Source organism: Clostridium sp. 'deep sea' (assembly GCF_014931565.1).
Taxonomy (GTDB): Bacteria; Bacillota; UBA994; order PWPR01; family PWPR01.
In genome coordinates, this window is the sequence record NZ_CP063353.1 from 3,145,869 (window position 1) to 3,164,289 (window position 18,421).

Sequence of the window (18,421 nt, forward strand, 5' to 3'; positions counted from 1 at the left end):
AATCTTTATTTACACCTAAAATGATTCCCTTCCTGAAAGGCATAAACTATGAAAATGTTAAAAAAATACTCACTTTTTATCACTATTTCATTAATAATATTAGTTGTGAGTGTTGTTTTTGATATAACAAAAATATCAAATACAAATACATTGCAAGTGGTTAATGGTTGTTTAGATTTATCTCATTATAATCTTCAAGAAGGACCAATTAAATTAAGTGGCGAGTGGGAGTTGTATAAAAACCAATTACTTACCTATGAAGACTTTCAAAATAATCACTATCAAGCACAGCTGCAAAATGTGCCAGGTAGTTTTCAACCAACCCACATTTCTAACATAAAAGGTTATGGATATGGTACATATCGCCTTAAAGTAAAAACAAACGATATAAACAAAATTCTAGGCCTTAAAATCTTAACAATGTCTACCTCATATAAGCTAATGATTAATAATGAAGTTGTAGCAACTAATGGCATAGTAGCAACCAATAAACAAGGGTATAAAAGTAGTTTTAGACCCCAAATTGTTGTCTTTAACAATACTAATCATGAGTTTGATATTATTGTTCAGGTTGCTAATTACACCTATAATCGTACGGGTATGTGGCATAGCATGATTTTGGGAGAATACCAGCAAGTAATGAATCTTAAAAAACACTCAACTCATAGAGCAGTGTTTTTATTGGGTGGTATTTTATTTACCCTTATTTATCATGTTGGAATCTTTTTTTTACAGAAAAAAAATAACAAAACTAATCTATACTTAATTATTAGCTTATCAATTATGCTTATTAGAATTCTATTTACTGGTGATTATATAATTACAAGTTTGTTTCCTAATATTTCCGTTGCCTTTATTGCTAGGGTAGAGTACTTAACTATAATCTGGGGTCCATCAGCTGTTGCACTGTTTAATTATACACTTTTTGAAGATATTGTAAGTAAATTAAGTATAAAATTAACAATTGGTTATGCCGTATTTTGCACAATAATTATTACTATTTTACCAACCTATGTTTATACAAACTATGTTATTGTATTAGAAATTATCTATATATTAGTATTTATCTATTTAATATATTGTAATTATAAAGCAATTCAAAAAGATAAGACATTTTCGGTTTTATGTACTATAGGTTACTCATCAGTAATATGTGCCTGTATTTTAGATGTTTTATACTATATGAATATTATAAATATAATTGATGGAGGAATAACCCCTTATTCAGTATTTTCAATACTAACAATACAGGTATTTATAGTAGCACATCGTTATGAAAAGTCGTTTGAGGATATTAGAAAACTATCTACAGAGTTAATTAAACAGGATAAAATAAAAGATGATTTTTTAGCCTATACCTCACACGAAATTAAAACTCCTTTACAAGGAATGATTGGGTTGATAGAACATATTATTGAAAATGGCGAGAATCTTTATGATACCCAAAAAGAAAACCTAACTTATGCGGTGAAGAGTGGAAGAAGATTATCGCAGTTAGTTAATAATATACTTGATTATGCAAAACTAAAAAATAATGATATAAAACTGCAACTAAAAAATGTAACACTTTTAAGCGTAGCACATTTTGTAATTAATACTCAAAAATACTTAGCTAACAATCAAGATATTGAAATAAGTTGCAATATAGACCCTAAAATAAGAGTTTATGGAGATGAAAATCGACTTATACAGATACTAACTAATTTAGTATCTAACTCTCTAAAGTTTACTAAACAAGGTGAGATAAAAATTAGCTGTATTAAACAGAATACCTTGATAAGAGTATGTGTAGAAGATACAGGGTGTGGAATTCCCCTAGATAAACTACAGCAAATATTTAAGGCCTATAATCAAGTGAATCATACAAACTCAGTATTAGGAACAGGGCTGGGTTTGAGTATTTCAAAACAGCTTGTAAAATTACATGGAGGTGAAATTTGGGCTGAATCCGATTCTAAAACAGGCTCTAAATTTTACTTTACCTTACAAGCAAGTAAAAACACAGTATCGCAACTATCCCTTAATTTTAGATCAAAACCTAGGCTTAAAAACATTAAGCAACAGAGTTTTTCAAAGATAAAAATTCTTAAAAAGAATAATAAAAACACAATTTTAATTGTTGATGATGATTCAGCTAATTTGCAAGTTTTAATTAATATATTATCTACCGAAGACTATAGATTAATAGTTACATGCAATAGCAAAGAAGCGGTTAAAGCTATTGAACAATATAAAATAGATATTGCAATACTAGATATCATGATGGATGAAATCTCAGGCTATGATTTATGTAAGATAATAAGGTCAACCTATAATTTATATCAGTTACCAGTTTTAATGATTACAGCTCAAACCCATACTGAGGCAATGATCCATGGCTTTAAATTAGGCGCTAATGACTTTTTAACTAAGCCTTTTAGTAGTGAAGAGCTAAAAGCCAGAATTAGTACCTTAATAAATATGAGAACATCAGCAATAGAGGTAATTAATAATAAAGTTGCTTTTTTGCAAGCTCAAATAAAACCCCATTTTATCTATAATGCCTTAAATGTAATAGTTTCTTTATGCGATACTGACCCAAATAAAGCCAGTGACCTGCTAATAGATTTTAGTAGCTATTTAAGAAAGAGCTTCGATTTTAGCAATACTAAAAACTTTGTACCTATTGAGAGTGAAATAGAATATATAAAGTCCTATTTAGCTATTGAACAGGTACGTTTTGAGAATAAAATAAAGTGCAATTTTAATATAAAATACACAGGGTTTATGATTCCACCGTTAATACTACAACCCTTAGTGGAGAATTGTATTAAACACGGTATTCTTAAAAAGGTTGGTAATGGTGAAATAAACATTAGTATTTATAAAAAAAACCAAAAGATATATATAATTGTTGAAGACGATGGTGTGGGTATCTCTAAGAATAAACTTAACACAATCTTAAGTGATACAGATACAGTAAGTAAAAGTGTTGGTTTAAAAAATATCAATAAGAGATTACAGCACTATTATGGTGTTGGTCTTAAAATAGATAGTAGCATACAAAAAGGGTGTAGATTTATAATTGAAATACCAGAGAATATTATTGGGGAGGAATATTAATGAGAGCTTTGGTAATAGATGATGAGCAACATGCTATCAACAGATTAAGAAAACTACTACAACAGATACCTGATATTACTGAAATAAACTCTTTTACAGATGCCAATAAAGCACTTAGTTATATGCAAAACAAAAAACACCATATCATATTTTTAGATATTGAAATGCCTCTGAATGGCTTAGAGGTTTTCAAAAAAATTATGGATATTGAGCGCTTTATTCCTATTGTTTTTACTACTGCTTATGACCAATATGCCATTAAAGCCTTTGAGTTAAATGCTATAGACTACTTATTAAAACCTTTTAAACTTGAAAGACTAAAAAAATCTGTAAACAGGGCCGTAGAGTTTTATCAATTAAATGAGCAGAAAACAGAGATAACTAATAGTAAATTCAAAATACAGTGTTTTAAAAGATTAACAATGTATTTTAACAACAAAATAATAAATAATAATTGGCGTACCAAAAAAGCCGATGAATTAATAGCCTATTTAATATGTGAGCAAGGTAATTATGTTTCTAAAGATAAAATAATAGATAACTTATGGCCGGGCTCCAATTGTAAAAAAGCAATGAGTAGCCTTTATACAACACTATATTATATTAGGCAACAAGAACAGGCCCAAAATATTACCATACCCATAGAATCCGTTAGGGGTAAAATGAGGCTCAACACCGAAAAAATAGAGATAGACATAAATACCTTAAATAAATACTATAAACGCTTTAAAAGTGGTAAAACAATCAATAAACAAGAGATAGCAGATATTTACACAGGTATGTTATTTGAAGAACATGATTACCCCTGGAGTATTGTTTTGCAAGCAAAATACGAAAATATGTATCATGATTTAATAGCAAGTCAATAAATACTTAAACAAATGTACGGGCTGGCTTCCATGCCAGCCCGTGTATATTAAAAAGAAAATTTGTAAATTAAAACTACAATTTACTTAAAAACTCTTCAATTCTATTTAACCCTTCAACCAAACTCTCCATAGATACCGCGCAAGATATGCGTAAGTATCCCTCTCCATACTGCGAAAAAGCGTCTCCAGGAATTAAAGCTACTCCAGCTTCTTCAACCAAACGCAATGCCATATCAAAAGACTTTACACCTAGGTGTTTTATAGAAGTAAAAATATAAAATGCTCCACCTGGTTTGTGGGTTTTTAAGCCCATGTCATTTAATCTTTTCCAAGTATATTCTATACGCTCATAATATGAGTCTCTCATAGGGTAGGCATCTTCATAACCATTTGTTAAGGCCTCTAAAGCAGCTATTTGACTTACACTGCTAGCACAAGTTACATTGTACTGATGTACCTTAAGTATTTGATTTGCCAAGTAGCTAGGGGCCAATAAAATACCTACACGCCAGCCTGTCATAGCGTGGCTTTTTGATAAACCATTTATAATTATAGTTTTTTCACGCATATTCTCATAATTAGCAATACTTTTATGATTACCTTCAAAAACCAACTCGCTATATAACTCGTCTGCAATAATAACTACATCTTTATCCTTTAAACACTGTGCTAAATCTTTGAGCTCTTGCTCTGTTAAAATTGCACCTGTTGGATTAGATGGGTATGGTAGAATAACTACCTTTGTATTTTTAGTTAAGTGTTTAGTTAACTGAGTGGCTGTTAGTTTAAAGTTTGTTTCAGTAGTATCAACTAAAACTGTTTTTGCTCCACACATTGTAATTACAGGTTCATAACCAGGGTAAACAGGAGCCGGTAAAATAACCTCATCACCAGTAGTTAATAACGCTCTTAAAGCAATGTCGATAGCTTCACTAGAGCCAGCAGTAATAATAATTTCATCTTCTGCTTGGTAGCTTAATTGGTACTTTTTTTTCATCCAGTTTGAGGTAGCTTCTCTTAGCTCCATAAAACCAGCATTATGGGTATAACGAGTAGTATTATTGTTAATAGCTTTAATGGCAGCATCTTTTATATGCTGAGGGGTATCAAAATTAGGCTGACCCAAAGTTAAAGATACTATATTATCTTTACCAGATATCATATTGAAAAATTTTCTAATTCCAGAGATCTCAATTTCTTTAACTTTAGGGTTAATATTCATTGTCATTAAAAAAACCTACCTTTAACGTTATTATAATATATATTTTAACATAAAGAGGAGGGTTAGTATGCTTTATATATCATATAAAAGTGGTATAATAGCTAAGAAGAAGATGTTAAGCTGGGGGTAATTATGAGACTACAACAAATAAACGCTTCACAGCGTGAAATGTTTAATAACTATATACAAAACGTTCCAAAAGCACATGTATTTCAACTATATGAATGGGGCGAGCTAAAAAGCACAACAGGATGGAAACCACTATACTTTATGGTTTTTGACAATAATAAACCTAAAGCAGCCATATCAATACTAAAAAGAAAAATTCCAGGTCTTAATAAAAACATATTTTATGCTCCAAGAGGACCTATTTGTGATATTAAAGATTATGATACAATGGATTTTTTATGGGCTGAAATAGCTAAATTAGCTAAAGAACACAAAGCAGTTTTTCTTAAAATAGATCCTGATATTAGTGTAGAAAACAAAGATTTTCAAGAGTATTTAGAGAGTAGAAAATTTAAAAAATTATCTACAGGTAAAGACTTTAATGGTATACAGCCAAAGTTTGTAATGCGTTTAAAACTGGATAAATCTGAGCAAGATCTTTTGGCAGCAATGGCCAGTAAAACTCGTTATAATATTCGCTATTCAGCCCGAAAAGGTGTTAGCATACGTAGTGAATGTAATGATAGTGATTTAAAGAAGTTTTACGAAATTTTAATCGAAACAGCTAAAAGAGATAATTTTGGTATTAGAAGCTTTGAGTACTTTGAGAATATGTATAAATATTTAGTAAAAACAGGACATGGAAAACTCTTTTTAGCTGAGTATGAAGGAGAGATAATCTCTGGTACATTGGCCTTAATTTGTGGTAAAACAGTATGGTATAGTTATGGAGCTTCTGATAAACACCGTAATAAACAGCCTAGTTATTTAATTCAATGGAATATGATAAAGTGGGCATTAGAGAACAACTGTGATGTTTATGATTTTAGGGGTATATCTGGAGATCTAGATGAAAACAATCCTTTATATGGACTATATAGATTTAAAAAAGGCTTTGGTGCAGAGTTTACTGAGTATATTGGAGAATACGATTTAGTATTTTCTCCATTAATGTATACCCTTTGGGAAAAGGCAATGCCTGCTGCCAAAAAACTTCGTAAAAAAGTTCTTAAAGTAATAAAAAAATAGCTACTAACTTTGGAGGATAGCATGAAGTTTATTGAAATAAATGAAAATAATAAAAAGCAATATAATGACTATATAAAAGAATCACATCAAAGTCATGTTTATCAACTATATGAGTGGGGGGAACTAAAAAATGAAACCAACTGGGTTCCCTATAGATATATGGTTTATGATGGAGATACAGCAAAGGCAGCTATATCTTTATTAAAAAAAAGAATACCTGCAATTGGTAAATACTTTTTTTATGCTCCGAGGGGGCCGGTATGTAGTTTAACTGATTATGAAACAATGGATTTTTTATGGGAGAACATTAGCAAAATTGCTAAACAGCAACATGTAGCATTTTTGAAAATAGATCCAGGTGCTTATGCAGGTGATGAAGAACTGCACAATTATTTAACTAGTAGAGATTTTAAACATATAGCTAATCGTAAAGATTATAAAGAAATACAGCCTAAGTTTGTACACAGATTAGCTGTAAATAAAGACGAAGATAGATTGTTAGCAGAGATGTCGAGTAAAACCCGTTACAATATTCGTTATGCGGCTAAAAAGGGTGTTGTAATTAAAGATGACTGTAGTATAGACGACCTAAAAGAGTTTTATAGATTACTTAAAATTACCGCAAATAGAGATAACTTTGGAGCAAGGGGTTACGAGTATTACGTTAACATGTGGAATCATTTAGTTAAAAATGGTTATGGAAAATTGTTTATGGCGGAATATGAAGGCACTTATATTGCCGGTGCTTTTAACTTAATTTGTGGTAATAAAGTATGGTACGCTTATGGAGCATCTGATAATAAAATGCGCAACAAACAGCCCAACTCTTTAGTTCAGTGGACCATGATAAAATGGGCAATTGAAAATAACTGTGATATATATGATTTTGGTGGAGTATCAGGATTTGCCGATGAAACTCACCCCATGTATGGTGTGTATAGATTTAAAAAAGGTTTTGGTGGCGGTGTAACTGAATTTATTGGCGAATATGATTTAGTGTTCTCTAAATTACATTACTCAATGTGGGACAAACTAATGCCATTTGCAATTAAAAAGAGAGCTCAAATCTTAAAGTTATTACGTCGCTAGGGAGGAAAATTTAATGTCAGATATGAATTTCAATAGCTGGATATATATAGATAAGTCAGCTATTCGGCATAACATTAAAGAGGTTAAAAAACATATTGGAGATACCCGATTATTAGGTGTTGTTAAAGCAGATGCTTACGGTCATGGTATTGTTAATATGGCCCATTTAATGTTAGAAGAACAAGTAAATTATTTAGGGGTAGCATTACCAAATGAGGTATATGAGCTAAGACAAGCAGGTATTGCTGTGCCTATATTATTAATGAGTCCAACATTACCAGATCAGTTTGTACAGCTTGTGGCTGCTGGATGTACCCTTACAATTAATTCTATATCTGATGTTATATATCTTCAACAAGTAGCAGCCAATGCTCGCAGAACTGTAAGGGTTCATATTAACATAAATACTGGTATGTATCGTTATGGAGTTAATGCTGACGAGGCACTTGCTTTGGCCAAAAAAATAATAGATCAAGAGAACCTAGAGCTTGAAGGTTTGTATACTCATTTTGCGAAAGCAGAAAGCAAAGTAGCCACTCGAAAGCAGCTAGAGCAGTTTATGCAAATTGTAAAAAGTATAAAACAAACAGGTATAGATGTACCAATACTACATTGTGCTAATAGTAGTGCAACAGCCCATATGCCTGAAACTCACCTTGATATGGTAAGAGTTGGTACTTTGCTAATAGGTCAATGCCGAGTTAATAGTAAGTTAAAATTAAAAAGGGCATGGCACTTGCAAGCAAAAATTGTTAATATAATAAATGTTCCTAAAGGTTCAGCCATAGGATATGGAGCAACGTATAAAGTTAAAAGAAACTCACGATTAGCTATTATTCAATTAGGCTTTGCAGACGGTATAAGTATGTGGCCTGTTCATCGAAAAAGCACTCTAAAAGAGTTAATAAAAGATATAGCTAAAACAACCCTTAGGTTTTTTGGATTTAAGAGAGTTTTAGAAACAGCATTAATAAATGGGCATAAAATTTCATACATTGGAAAAGTAGGAATGCAGCATTTGGCATTAGATATAACAGATTATAATGATATACACAAAGGCGATATAGCTAATGTAAGAATTTTACAAGCAGCTGTAAATGCTAAAATACCAAGAGTATTTAAAGCTCCAAACACAGATCGGGAGGGTAATTATGCCTAATAGGTTTAATAGAACAGTTGAGTTAGTATCAAAGTTGCCTGTTGGAGTAAGAAAGCCCATCATTCATAATGTTTTAAAAACAGCAATTAAGTATCATGCTGATCTTAAAGTTACTGGGCGTGAACACTTAAAACAACGAATGGGTAAACCAACTATTTATATTGCCAATCACCTAAGCAATATAGATGCCCCAGTTTTAAACCTTTATCTTAAACCATACAAAGCAACCTTTGTAGCAGGTGTAAAATTAAATGACGTAACCGTTACGAGATATATTATGGAGACTTTATCTACAATATCCATTAACCCTGGTACACCAGATAAACAGGCTATAAAAAATTGTGTAGCCCTTCTTAAAAGTGGTGGCTCATTGGTGATATTTCCAGAAGGAACACGTAGCAGAAGTGCAGCAATGAGTGAAGCTAAAAAAGGATTTGTATTATTAGCAAGATTAAGTGGTGCCTCAATTATGCCTATAGCTTTAGAAGGAACAGAGGTATTATTACCTATTAACGATAGTAATATGGGTAGAGAAAAACTACATAAAGCAACTGTACATGTGAAATTTGGTGAGGCATTTACCTTACCAGATAAACGCAAAGTGCAGGTAGAAGACTTTAATAGATATGCTGCAGATTTTTGTATGGGCAAGATTGCCGAGTTGATGAGTCCCAGGTATAGAGGTCACTATAGTTAGGTTATAGTTTATTTCCACGGACGCTTTCATAATTAAATCTATATCTTCGTCATACACAAAAAAACACAAAAATATATACCAGTTTGTATTATATTTTTGTGTTTTTTTGCTATTCCTTAATCTAGATTCAATTCTGAAAGCCACGACATAATGACACTCTGAGGCTATTAGGTGGTAGTACATAATTTATTAAAAATTAAGAACTGTTTGCGCAGTTCTTAATTATTTTTCTGTTATAATTAATGTCAAGAGGGAAACTCATACTGAAAGTGACGGTTATGTTTATGGAGATATTAGTATTTATAGCTGTAGTATCTTCGTTTTATTTAAGTGTAAGGTATTTTTAAAACAAACATAAAAATTACAATATTCCACTTATTCCAGAGAGATATCAATATCTTTGCCTATGATACTCCACTAGAGTATTTAGTTATTTTTTTAATTTTAGTTTTAAAGCTGTATAAAGGCACTCAAAACTACCTATATATTTGTTGTCATTATAATAAATATTATGTAGGGAATCACCTCTGTGTGATTCCGTTGTGGATACTTAGGTAATGTGTATTAAATACTGTTAAAAGAATTAATTATCAGGGATGCAAATTTACAATATCACATAACAGTAAAATTATTTTTAATTTTTACTCTTTATATTTAATTTCATCTCTACAAGCAATTAGCTTATTCGGGTAATTTGTAATAATGCCATCAACACCCAGAGCTATCATTTGGTCAACATACTTTGTGTCATTTACGGTATAGGTATTTACAGCTAAGCCAGCTTCATGGCAGTGTTTTAATAATTCGGGTGTTAGGGTGTGCCAAGCTGGGTGCAGGGCATTAAAGTTTAATACCTCTCGGTATCGCCACGGCTTAATCCATGAGGCCGCGTACAATACACCTGTTTTAATATTGGGGTTTATTTCTTTAACCCTTTGCAGAGCGAAGTGATCAAAAGATGAAATAATAACCTGCTTTTCAAGCCTATATTCGCTAACCATATCTATTACTATTCTTTCAATATTTTTATACATCTTAGAGCCAGCTTTGAGCTCGATATTTAATAATAATTGTTTATCTACAACTTTACATAATTGTAAAACTTCAGCTAATAATGGAATTTTAAATCCTCTAAATTTTTTGCCATACCAACTGCCAGCATCAAATTGCTGTAGTTCACTAGCAGTGTATTCAGCTACTAGGCCACTTCCATTTGTTGTTCTATTTATTGTTCTGTCATGTATTACAACTGGTATATTATCCTTACTTAAGTGAACATCAAACTCTAAGCCATCAGCATTTTGAAGTATGGCTAACTTAAAAGAGCTCATTGTATTTTCGGGTGCATATCCACTTGCACCTCTATGTCCAAGTATTAGAGTCATTTTATATCTCCTAACATAATAAATATATTTATAACAATATTATATAACATTGTATCTTTTTGCAGTATAATTAAAATATATTTTACATAGGAGATACTAATATGAGATATCATTATGAGGGTAATGTAAAAGGACCATTAGGTTGTTTAATAACTTTTATAATTATTATTGTAGTTGCCCTAATTATCCTAAGTGCAATTGGAGTAACAATTGCCACAACAATAATAACATTTATAATAGCCAGTCCATTCATTTTGATTGCTATTATACTGGTTATAGTAGTTTCTATACTGAAATTTATTTTTGGTTAAATAAAAACAAAAGTATGAATTTATTTAACAATAAAAAGGGTAATTGCACAAAACATAAATGTGCAATTACCCTTTTTTTTATTCTTATGAAAAAACGCATTTATAGAAGTTACATTATACTAAGAGTAAAACGCAATTCAACAAAACTAACATCCTACTAATTAGCTACAATGTTTACTAATCTCTTGGGTATTACAATAACTTTTCGAATAGTTTTACCTTCAAGCGAGCTGGTGATATTTTCATTAGCCAATACTAATTTTTCTATTTCATCTTTGCTTAAAGAGCTATCTATAGTTAATCTGGTTTTCACCTTGCCATTAATCTGCACTGCAATCTCAACAGTATCTAGCACTAGGGCTTTTTCATTATACTTAGGCCACTCTTGATTAAATATAGAGTACTCATAGCCACTTTGGCTCCACATTTCTTCAGTAAAATGAGGGGCGAAAGGTGCCATAATTAACATTAAGTCACGAACACAATCACTCATTAGCTTAACATTTTTACTCTCAACATTTTGGTCATATTTATATAAGGCGTTGGTTAGCTCCATCATACGAGATACACAGGTATTATATTGCATTCTGGCAGCATCTATAGATACACCTTTAATAGCATAATGACGTATATAGTTAAGGTCTTTTTCAGCTTTACCCATTTCTGTTGAAGTGTTTTTACACGACATAGAAAGTTGGTTAACTCTCTTTATTAGTCTTTCAACGCGTTCCACAAAACGAACAATGGCTTTTATTCCCTTTTCGTCCCATGGACCTCCCTCAGTGTAAGCAAAACCAAAGGCTAAGAATAAACGAAGAACGTCTGAACCATTTTCCTCAATATATCTATCAGGAGAAACAACATTTCCTTTAGACTTACTCATTCTTTTACCATCGGGACCTAAAATTATACCTTGGTGGGTTAATGATTTAAAAGGCTCGTCAAAGTTTAAATAACCCAAGTCTCTTAATGCTTTAGTAATAAAGCGAGCATACAGTAAATGCATACAAGCATGTTCCGGACCACCTACATATTTATCTACTGGTAACATTTTATTTACTAAATCTATATCCCAAGGTTTATTCTCATTATTATTGTCTGGGTAGCGTAAAAAATACCAACTTGAATCTACAAAAGTATCTAAAGTGTTTGGATCTCTCTTAGCTTTTGCACCGCAAATAGGGCAAGTTGTATTTATAAATTGCTCATTTGTTGCTAGTGGAGCTTTACCCTGTGGTTTATAGTCTACATCAAAGGGTAATGTTACTGGCAAATCTTTTTCAGGAACTGGAACCATACCACACTTATCACAATGAATAATTGGTATAGGAGCGCCCCAGTAACGCTGCCGAGATATAGACCAATCTCTTAAACGGAAATTAATCGAAAACTCTCCTGCTTGTTTTTTTGCTAATTTTTCTACAACAGCTTTTTTGCCTTGCTCTGAGCTTAGCCCGTTAAACTCTTCGCTATTAACCATAACTCCATATTCTGTAAATGGTAAGTCATCATTATTATTATTTTTACCTTTAATTACTCGAGGTATAGGCAATTTAAACTTTGTTGCAAATTCAAAATCCCTAGTATCATGTGCGGGTACCGCCATAACAGCACCAGTACCATAACTAGCTAATACATAGTCCGAAATCCAAATAGGAATTTTATCACCAGTTAAGGGGTGAACGGCATAAGCACCAGTGAAAACACCTGTTTTTTCTTTATCTGTAGACATGCGTTCAATTTCACTTTGTTTACGTGCATAAAGTTGGTACTCTTTTACAGCCTCAGCTTGCTCTTTAGTAGTAATTTTAGCAACAAGCTTATGTTCGGGTGCTAAAACAACATAAGAAACGCCCAGTAAGGTATCTGCTCTTGTTGTAAATACTTTAAACGAATTGTTTTCACCACATACTTCAAACTTTATTTCAGCTCCAACAGATTTACCAATCCAGTTCTTTTGGGCTGCTATAGTACGTGAAGGCCAATCTAAATCATCTAAACCTGCTAATAGTTCATCAGCATACTTTGTAATACGGAAAAACCATTGAGTCATATCTTTTCTAATTATTTCAGCATCACAACGCTCACAAAAACCATTAACAACTTGTTCATTAGCCAAGACTGTTTGGCAAGAAGGACACCAGTTAACGGGTGCATCTGATCTATAAGCCAAATCATTTTTATAGAGCTGTAAAAATAGCCATTGGGTCCATTTATAATAATTTGGTTCACAGGTAGCAAGTTCATAATCCCAGTCAAACATAGCACCCATAGACCTTAATTGTTTTTGCATTGTTTTAACATTGTTTTCTGTAGAAGTCTTAGGATGAATACCTGTTTTAATAGCGTAGTTTTCGGCTGGTAAACCAAAGGCATCAAAGCCCATAGGCTCAAATACTTCATAACCTTGCATTCTCTTTAATCTTGCAAAAGAATCAGTTAAGCCATAATTATACCAATGACCTAAATGAAGCTTAGAGCCAGATGGATAAGAGAACATTTCTAAGCAATAAAACTTTTTATCAATATTATCACTTTTGAAGTTATATAGGTTAGTATCTTGCCATATTTGTTGCCATTTTAAATCAGTTTGGCGTGAATAACTATTTTCCATGTAAAAACCCTCCTATAAATATAAAAAACCCCTCATCTCCACATAGAGACGAAAGGAATGCTTCCGCGGTACCACTCTTATTCTAAGTTTAAAACTTAGCACTTAAAGAACATTTAACGCATGTTAACGAATAATACTACTCTGCTGTTCATATTATTAGCTCCTAGGCGAGTTCCAAACTATGTTTAATTGCTTTACACCACCCAGCAACTCTCTACATAAACATACATTTGTACTATTCCTAATCATAGCTTTGTCGGTAATTATAAAATATTTTATGTTAAAAGTCAAATAAGGTTGTTAATATAGCAAATTGTAAAAATTTAGCTTATCTAAATACTTGACAATGGTAATATATTTATTTATATTGAAAAAGAGTAGAGAGGAATGAACATAATGACAATAAAATGTGTAAATAAAGAAAAAAATGAACAGGACTGTCCTTGTGTTAAAACTAATTGTACTAACCATGGTATGTGTTGTGAGTGTGTTGCTCATCATCGCAAAATTAAAACGTACCCAGCTTGTTTACGAGATATTGACAAAAAATAGCTTAATCACAGTTTTTGATATATAATTATAACACTAGTGCAGGATAATTTCTTTAAAGCTAGAACTATAATAGCAATCATTTAAAAGGAGTGCCATAAGTGTCAAAAACTATTAAGAGAATATTAGCAGCTTTATTAATAATAATTGGCGGTATAGTATTAGTACAGATGTTTGAAGATAAATTCGTAAAAATGTTTATAACCGCATGTATAGTATTTTTTGCAACATACTTAAATAAACGCACACTAAAGCGTAGAAAACTAGATGAGCTACGTACTAAGTTAGAAAAAGAAATAGAAGAAGAAGAACTTGCTGAACAACAAAATCAAACAACTGTTATAGACACAGAGGCTAGTGAAGTAATACTAGAAGAAGAGCAAAAGAAGGTTGAAGAAGAGCAAATTATAGATCCTCAATAATAACAACATCAATAGCTGGTTTATTAATAAAGACCTATTAAAGAAATTATCATCTTTAATAGGTCTTTATTAAATTATCTGTTATATCGATAGCCATCTTCAAGTTCCTTTAATCTCTTAACAATACTAGCCATATTATGATCCTTTATATTATCATCTCTTAAAAAAGAACTAAAACCACTAAGAAAATTTTGTAGATCATTGCACTGTAAATGATAAATCCTCATAGAACCCTCAATGCTTTCTTGAACTATACCAGCATCTTTTAACACTTTTAAATGCTGTGAAATCCTAGGTTGACTAGTTTGCAAAACCTCAGTAAGTTCACATACACATAAATCATTCTCAGCAAGAAGCCTTATTATTTGCAATCTGGTAGGCTGACCTAAGGCTTTAAATCCCTTTACAAATGCATCTATGTTCATAATTATCACCTTATATAATAATTTTCTTATATTATATCGTTATTCTATTGACAAAACAATATAGTAATGCATATAATGTGATTGTTATATAAGAGATTACGCATATAATGTTTAACTTATATGGAGGGATATAAAATGTTTAAAGCATTTGCAGACTGGTTAGTCGGAGATATATTTAAAATGGATTTAACCAGTAAACTGGGAGGAGCTGTTCACTTTTTTGTGTGGGATGTAACAAAAATTTTAATTTTATTGTCTTGTATGATTTTTATTATATCCTATATCCGTAGTTATTTCTCACCTACAAAAACAAAAAAGGTGTTAGAAAAGATAACTGGTGTAAAGGCTCATGTTGTGGCCTCTTTGTTGGGCATAATTACTCCTTTTTGCTCTTGTTCATCAGTACCATTATTTATTGGCTTTGTGGAGGCTGGTATACCATTAGGAGTTACTTTTTCATTTTTAATAACCTCTCCTATTGTTAATGAATTTGCTATGGGCATGTTGTTTATAGCTTTTGGCTGGAAAATAGCTTTAACCTATATTATTGCGGGTGTAGTTATAGGAGTAGTTGGCGGTATTATTATAGATAAGTTAAAATTAGAAAAATACGTAGAAGAATATGTTTATAAAATGAAAATGGGTTCACACAAAGAAGAGGTATTAACCCTAAAACAACGTTTAGAATTTGCTAAAGAAAACGTTATTGAGATAGTGAAAAGGGTCTGGCTGTTTGTGATAATTGGTATAGGAATAGGGGCCGCTATTCATGGTTTAGTACCCAAAGACTTTTTAGCAACTCATGCTGGCCCAAACAACCCCTTTGCTGTACTTATTGGTGTTGTTGCTGGCATACCATTATACTCTAATGCTATGGGGGCATTACCGATAGCAGCGGTTTTAATTGATAAGGGGGTAGGCATAGGTACAGCATTGTCATTTGTGATGGCTGTTACAGCATTGTCACTACCCGAAATGATAATACTTCGTAAGGTTATAAAGACCAAGTTAATTGCCATATTTGTAGTTATTACAGGTATTGCTATAATAATAGTAGGCTATTATATGAATTTTATGAGCAACTATTTAATGTAAGGAGACAAAAACATGAAAATAGAGATTTTAGGTACAGGTTGTACAAAATGTCGCAGGTTATATGAACGTGTACAAAAGGCTGTTACAGAGTTAGGTATAAATGCCGAGGTTGTGAAGGTTGAAAATATGACTGAAATAATTAACTATGGAGTAATGAAAACACCCGCTTTAGCTGTTAATGGTAAAGTAGAGATTGTTGGCAGAATTCCAAAGCTAGCTGAAATAAAGGCTTTAATTAGCTAGTATAATAATAATAACCTAAAAAATAATCGAAAATGTTTTCGATTATTTTTTTAATTTCCTTATAATAATAAATCTTTTGTAATATGCTATACTATACATAGTAATAAAATGCCGCAGAATTGGGGTGGAGAATTGATACCTATAAGAGATACTGTTAGGTCTAGAAGAAAGCCTATTATAACAATAATCATAATTGCAATAAATATTGTTGTTTTTTTATATCAAAATTCACTTGGTACAAGAGCTTATCAAATGTTTGTCGCAAAATATTCAATAATACCAGTGTTAGGATTTTACCAACCTTGGAGATTCATAACCTCTGCGTTTTTACATGGTAGTTGGTTGCATTTAATAGGTAATATGTTGTATCTATGGATATTTGGTGATAATGTTGAAGATAAAACAGGTCATTTTAAGTTTATTTTATTTTACATATTAGCAGCTGCTATAGCTGGATTCGCCCAAATGTTAACTGATGTAAATAGCCTTGTTCCTGTTATTGGTGCAAGTGGAGCAGTTGCGGGTATTTTAGGTGCTTATTTTATTTGTTGTCCTGGTTCAAGAGTAGTAACTTTAATACCAATCTTTTTCTTTTTTACAACTGTAGAAATACCAGCTTTTGTTTATTTATTAGGCTGGTTTGCACTGCAATTTATCAATGGTGTATCTACAGTTGGTGGGGCTTCATCGGTAGCATGGTGGGCTCATATTGGCGGATTTGTAGCAGGTATGGTGCTTATTAAACTGTTTTATAGTAAGCAGAAAAGAAGAGATGATTTTTATTAAACTATAGATCTTAGTGAGCTCGCTATTATGCGAGCTTTTTATATAAGAAATTATTGCTAACTAGAAAATGTCATAAACAGTATATTGACATTTATTATGGTTAGAGCTTTAATAGTAAGAGAAATGTGGGTTATTATCAAAATATATTAAGGGGATAACAATGAAGATAACAGGAGTATCTATTGGTGGATTTAAAAACATAGAAACAGTAACACTAAATTTCAGTAATAAAATTACTGCCCTAATTGGGTTTAATAACTATGGTAAATCAAATGTTCTTGATGCAATTAACTTTGGTCTACAGTTCATTAAAGCAAACATGAGCAATAGAAAAAAAATGATGTCTAACTCTCAAGTACAGCCACTTATAATAGATTTAAAAGGTAAGCCTTTCAAATTTTCTATCCAGTTTAAAGACAACAAACATTGTTATTCGTATTCGTATAGTTGGTATTGGAATACAGATGAGGTTTACAACGAAGAACTTATTAGAGATAATTTAGTAATACACTACCGAAACACAAACACTCAGGTAGTACCTAATTTAGGTTTATTAATAGATAAAAAGGATAGTAACTTACAAGAGTTGTATAAGTGGATTAAAACAATTTCTGCTTATGGAGCTGATTTAGTTACAGACATAAAATCAAATACAGTAGTACATAAAGAGCACCACTCTACACTTGCCAAAGCACTTTATGATTTGCAGAATAATTTTAGCAATGAGTACCAACTATTAATGGAAGCTTATACATCATTAATGCCCAGCATTAAATACTTAAAACCACAAATCCAAAATAATGAGTATAGAATACTTGTAAAAGAAGATAATGTAAAAACAGAAACCCTATTTGAGCAATTATCTATGGGTTCACGTAGACTTTTAGCACTATTATACATGGCTATAAAAGCAAAAGAACTTAATATTCAAGTCCTGTTTTTTGAAGAAATAGAGGCATGTTTACACCCCAGACTAATACCTTTACTCTTAATGTCTTTAAGTAAACTAGCAATAGAGAGTAATATAGTGTTAACCAGTCATTCACCTTATTTAATACAACATCTTCCAATCAATAGTATTTATTTATCTTTACCATTAAAAAATGGTTTAGCAAGTTTTAAAACCATAAACACCGATTTACAAGCAAAATTACTAAGGCAAGCTGAAGAACTTGAAATATCTTTAGGTGTTTATCTTTTTGATTTATTAATAGAGTCCTTTTATGATCCCCAAGTATTAATGGAGTGGCTATAAA

At 31.6% G+C, this 18,421-nt stretch carries 17 protein-coding genes and 1 other annotated feature; of the genes, 13 read left to right on the forward strand and 4 right to left on the reverse strand.

Going from position 1 to position 18,421, the window contains the following annotated elements; all coding sequences use genetic code 11:
* The first annotated feature begins 48 nt into the window (after nt 1-48).
* Both IMX26_RS14650 and IMX26_RS14655 read left to right on the forward strand, forming a co-directional pair.
* Nucleotides 49-3,102, forward strand: a complete 3,054-nt coding sequence (locus tag IMX26_RS14650; protein ID WP_195159112.1) for an ATP-binding protein — start codon at nt 49-51, stop codon at nt 3,100-3,102.
* A complete protein-coding gene (locus IMX26_RS14655; protein ID WP_195159113.1) occupies nt 3,102-3,971 on the forward strand; it encodes a response regulator in 870 nt (289 codons plus the stop codon). Before IMX26_RS14650 ends, IMX26_RS14655 begins: the two co-directional genes overlap by 1 nt.
* A gap of 73 nt (nt 3,972-4,044) precedes the next feature.
* On the opposite strand, the gene IMX26_RS14660 is transcribed toward IMX26_RS14655, so the two are convergent.
* Nucleotides 4,045-5,199, reverse strand: a complete 1,155-nt coding sequence (locus IMX26_RS14660) for an aminotransferase A (RefSeq protein ID WP_195159114.1) — start codon at nt 5,197-5,199, stop codon at nt 4,045-4,047.
* A 126-nt stretch (nt 5,200-5,325) separates the two neighbouring features.
* Here IMX26_RS14660 and IMX26_RS14665 point away from each other — a divergent pair, with 126 nt between their 5' ends.
* The 4 genes from IMX26_RS14665 to IMX26_RS14680 are packed head-to-tail and all read left to right on the forward strand — an operon-like array spanning nt 5,326 to nt 9,335.
* On the forward strand, nt 5,326-6,390 hold the full coding sequence (locus tag IMX26_RS14665) for a peptidoglycan bridge formation glycyltransferase FemA/FemB family protein (RefSeq protein ID WP_195159115.1): 1,065 nt from the start codon (nt 5,326-5,328) through the stop codon (nt 6,388-6,390).
* A gap of 21 nt (nt 6,391-6,411) precedes the next feature.
* Complete coding sequence (locus tag IMX26_RS14670; RefSeq protein WP_195159116.1) at nt 6,412-7,479, forward strand: peptidoglycan bridge formation glycyltransferase FemA/FemB family protein; 1,068 nt, start codon at nt 6,412-6,414, stop codon at nt 7,477-7,479.
* A gap of 13 nt (nt 7,480-7,492) precedes the next feature.
* Nucleotides 7,493-8,638 (forward strand): alanine racemase, encoded by a 1,146-nt coding sequence (gene alr / locus IMX26_RS14675; protein ID WP_195159117.1) that lies wholly within the window; start codon nt 7,493-7,495, stop codon nt 8,636-8,638.
* Complete coding sequence (locus IMX26_RS14680; RefSeq protein WP_195159118.1) at nt 8,631-9,335, forward strand: lysophospholipid acyltransferase family protein; 705 nt, start codon at nt 8,631-8,633, stop codon at nt 9,333-9,335. Before alr ends, IMX26_RS14680 begins: the two co-directional genes overlap by 8 nt.
* Before the next feature lie 641 nt (nt 9,336-9,976).
* Here IMX26_RS14680 and IMX26_RS14685 read toward each other — a convergent pair.
* Nucleotides 9,977-10,720, reverse strand: a complete 744-nt coding sequence (locus tag IMX26_RS14685; RefSeq protein ID WP_195159119.1) for a glycerophosphodiester phosphodiesterase — start codon at nt 10,718-10,720, stop codon at nt 9,977-9,979.
* Nucleotides 10,721-10,821: 101 nt separating this feature from the next.
* Between IMX26_RS14685 and IMX26_RS14690 the strand changes: the two genes are divergently transcribed.
* A complete protein-coding gene (locus IMX26_RS14690; protein ID WP_195159120.1) occupies nt 10,822-11,031 on the forward strand; it encodes a hypothetical protein in 210 nt (69 codons plus the stop codon).
* Nucleotides 11,032-11,188: 157 nt separating this feature from the next.
* On the opposite strand, the gene leuS is transcribed toward IMX26_RS14690, so the two are convergent.
* Entirely contained in the window at nt 11,189-13,645 is a 2,457-nt protein-coding gene (gene leuS / locus IMX26_RS14695; RefSeq protein WP_195159121.1) for a leucine--tRNA ligase, read from the reverse strand.
* A gap of 41 nt (nt 13,646-13,686) precedes the next feature.
* Nucleotides 13,687-13,903 (reverse strand) — a binding site (T-box leader).
* Nucleotides 13,904-14,041: 138 nt separating this feature from the next.
* On the opposite strand from leuS, the gene IMX26_RS14700 reads away from it, so the two are divergent.
* On the forward strand, nt 14,042-14,197 hold the full coding sequence (locus IMX26_RS14700) for a hypothetical protein (RefSeq protein ID WP_195159122.1): 156 nt from the start codon (nt 14,042-14,044) through the stop codon (nt 14,195-14,197).
* Between the two features lie 98 nt (nt 14,198-14,295).
* Nucleotides 14,296-14,616: a hypothetical protein gene (locus tag IMX26_RS14705; RefSeq protein ID WP_195159123.1), complete on the forward strand. Its 321-nt coding sequence runs from the start codon at nt 14,296-14,298 to the stop codon at nt 14,614-14,616.
* Between the two features lie 74 nt (nt 14,617-14,690).
* On the opposite strand, the gene IMX26_RS14710 is transcribed toward IMX26_RS14705, so the two are convergent.
* The gene (locus IMX26_RS14710; protein WP_195159124.1) at nt 14,691-15,041 is read right to left on the reverse strand and encodes a metalloregulator ArsR/SmtB family transcription factor; all 351 of its coding nucleotides are present in this window, start codon (nt 15,039-15,041) and stop codon (nt 14,691-14,693) included.
* A gap of 135 nt (nt 15,042-15,176) precedes the next feature.
* Between IMX26_RS14710 and IMX26_RS14715 the strand changes: the two genes are divergently transcribed.
* The 4 genes from IMX26_RS14715 to IMX26_RS14730 all read left to right on the forward strand — a co-directional run bounded on the left by IMX26_RS14715 (nt 15,177) and on the right by IMX26_RS14730 (nt 18,420).
* A complete protein-coding gene (locus tag IMX26_RS14715) occupies nt 15,177-16,136 on the forward strand; it encodes a permease (protein ID WP_207729290.1) in 960 nt (319 codons plus the stop codon).
* Between the two features lie 12 nt (nt 16,137-16,148).
* Nucleotides 16,149-16,379 carry a thioredoxin family protein gene (locus tag IMX26_RS14720; protein ID WP_195159126.1) on the forward strand — a complete coding sequence of 77 codons (231 nt, stop codon included), beginning with the start codon at nt 16,149-16,151 and terminating at the stop codon, nt 16,377-16,379.
* A 132-nt stretch (nt 16,380-16,511) separates the two neighbouring features.
* A complete protein-coding gene (locus IMX26_RS14725; protein WP_195159127.1) occupies nt 16,512-17,165 on the forward strand; it encodes a rhomboid family intramembrane serine protease in 654 nt (217 codons plus the stop codon).
* A 160-nt stretch (nt 17,166-17,325) separates the two neighbouring features.
* Nucleotides 17,326-18,420: an ATP-binding protein gene (locus IMX26_RS14730; RefSeq protein WP_195159128.1), complete on the forward strand. Its 1,095-nt coding sequence runs from the start codon at nt 17,326-17,328 to the stop codon at nt 18,418-18,420.
* Nucleotide 18,421 lies beyond the last annotated feature (1 nt).

What these genes read in the sequence shown, in the direction of transcription:
- IMX26_RS14720 (WP_195159126.1), top strand. Translation starts at nt 16,149, where the DNA reads ATGAAAATAGAGATTTTAGGTACAGGTTGTACAAAATGTCGCAGGTTA.
- IMX26_RS14715 (WP_207729290.1), top strand. Translation starts at nt 15,177, where the DNA reads ATGTTTAAAGCATTTGCAGACTGGTTAGTCGGAGATATATTTAAAATG.
- IMX26_RS14680 (WP_195159118.1), top strand. Translation starts at nt 8,631, where the DNA reads ATGCCTAATAGGTTTAATAGAACAGTTGAGTTAGTATCAAAGTTGCCT.
- IMX26_RS14655 (WP_195159113.1), top strand. Translation starts at nt 3,102, where the DNA reads ATGAGAGCTTTGGTAATAGATGATGAGCAACATGCTATCAACAGATTA.
- IMX26_RS14665 (WP_195159115.1), top strand. Translation starts at nt 5,326, where the DNA reads ATGAGACTACAACAAATAAACGCTTCACAGCGTGAAATGTTTAATAAC.
- IMX26_RS14730 (WP_195159128.1), top strand. Translation starts at nt 17,326, where the DNA reads ATGAAGATAACAGGAGTATCTATTGGTGGATTTAAAAACATAGAAACA.
- IMX26_RS14670 (WP_195159116.1), top strand. Translation starts at nt 6,412, where the DNA reads ATGAAGTTTATTGAAATAAATGAAAATAATAAAAAGCAATATAATGAC.
- IMX26_RS14660 (WP_195159114.1), bottom strand. Translation starts at nt 5,199, where the DNA reads ATGACAATGAATATTAACCCTAAAGTTAAAGAAATTGAGATCTCTGGA.
- IMX26_RS14710 (WP_195159124.1), bottom strand. Translation starts at nt 15,041, where the DNA reads ATGAACATAGATGCATTTGTAAAGGGATTTAAAGCCTTAGGTCAGCCT.
- IMX26_RS14700 (WP_195159122.1), top strand. Translation starts at nt 14,042, where the DNA reads ATGACAATAAAATGTGTAAATAAAGAAAAAAATGAACAGGACTGTCCT.
- IMX26_RS14690 (WP_195159120.1), top strand. Translation starts at nt 10,822, where the DNA reads ATGAGATATCATTATGAGGGTAATGTAAAAGGACCATTAGGTTGTTTA.
- IMX26_RS14685 (WP_195159119.1), bottom strand. Translation starts at nt 10,720, where the DNA reads ATGACTCTAATACTTGGACATAGAGGTGCAAGTGGATATGCACCCGAA.
- leuS (WP_195159121.1), bottom strand. Translation starts at nt 13,645, where the DNA reads ATGGAAAATAGTTATTCACGCCAAACTGATTTAAAATGGCAACAAATA.
- alr (WP_195159117.1), top strand. Translation starts at nt 7,493, where the DNA reads ATGTCAGATATGAATTTCAATAGCTGGATATATATAGATAAGTCAGCT.
- IMX26_RS14650 (WP_195159112.1), top strand. Translation starts at nt 49, where the DNA reads ATGAAAATGTTAAAAAAATACTCACTTTTTATCACTATTTCATTAATA.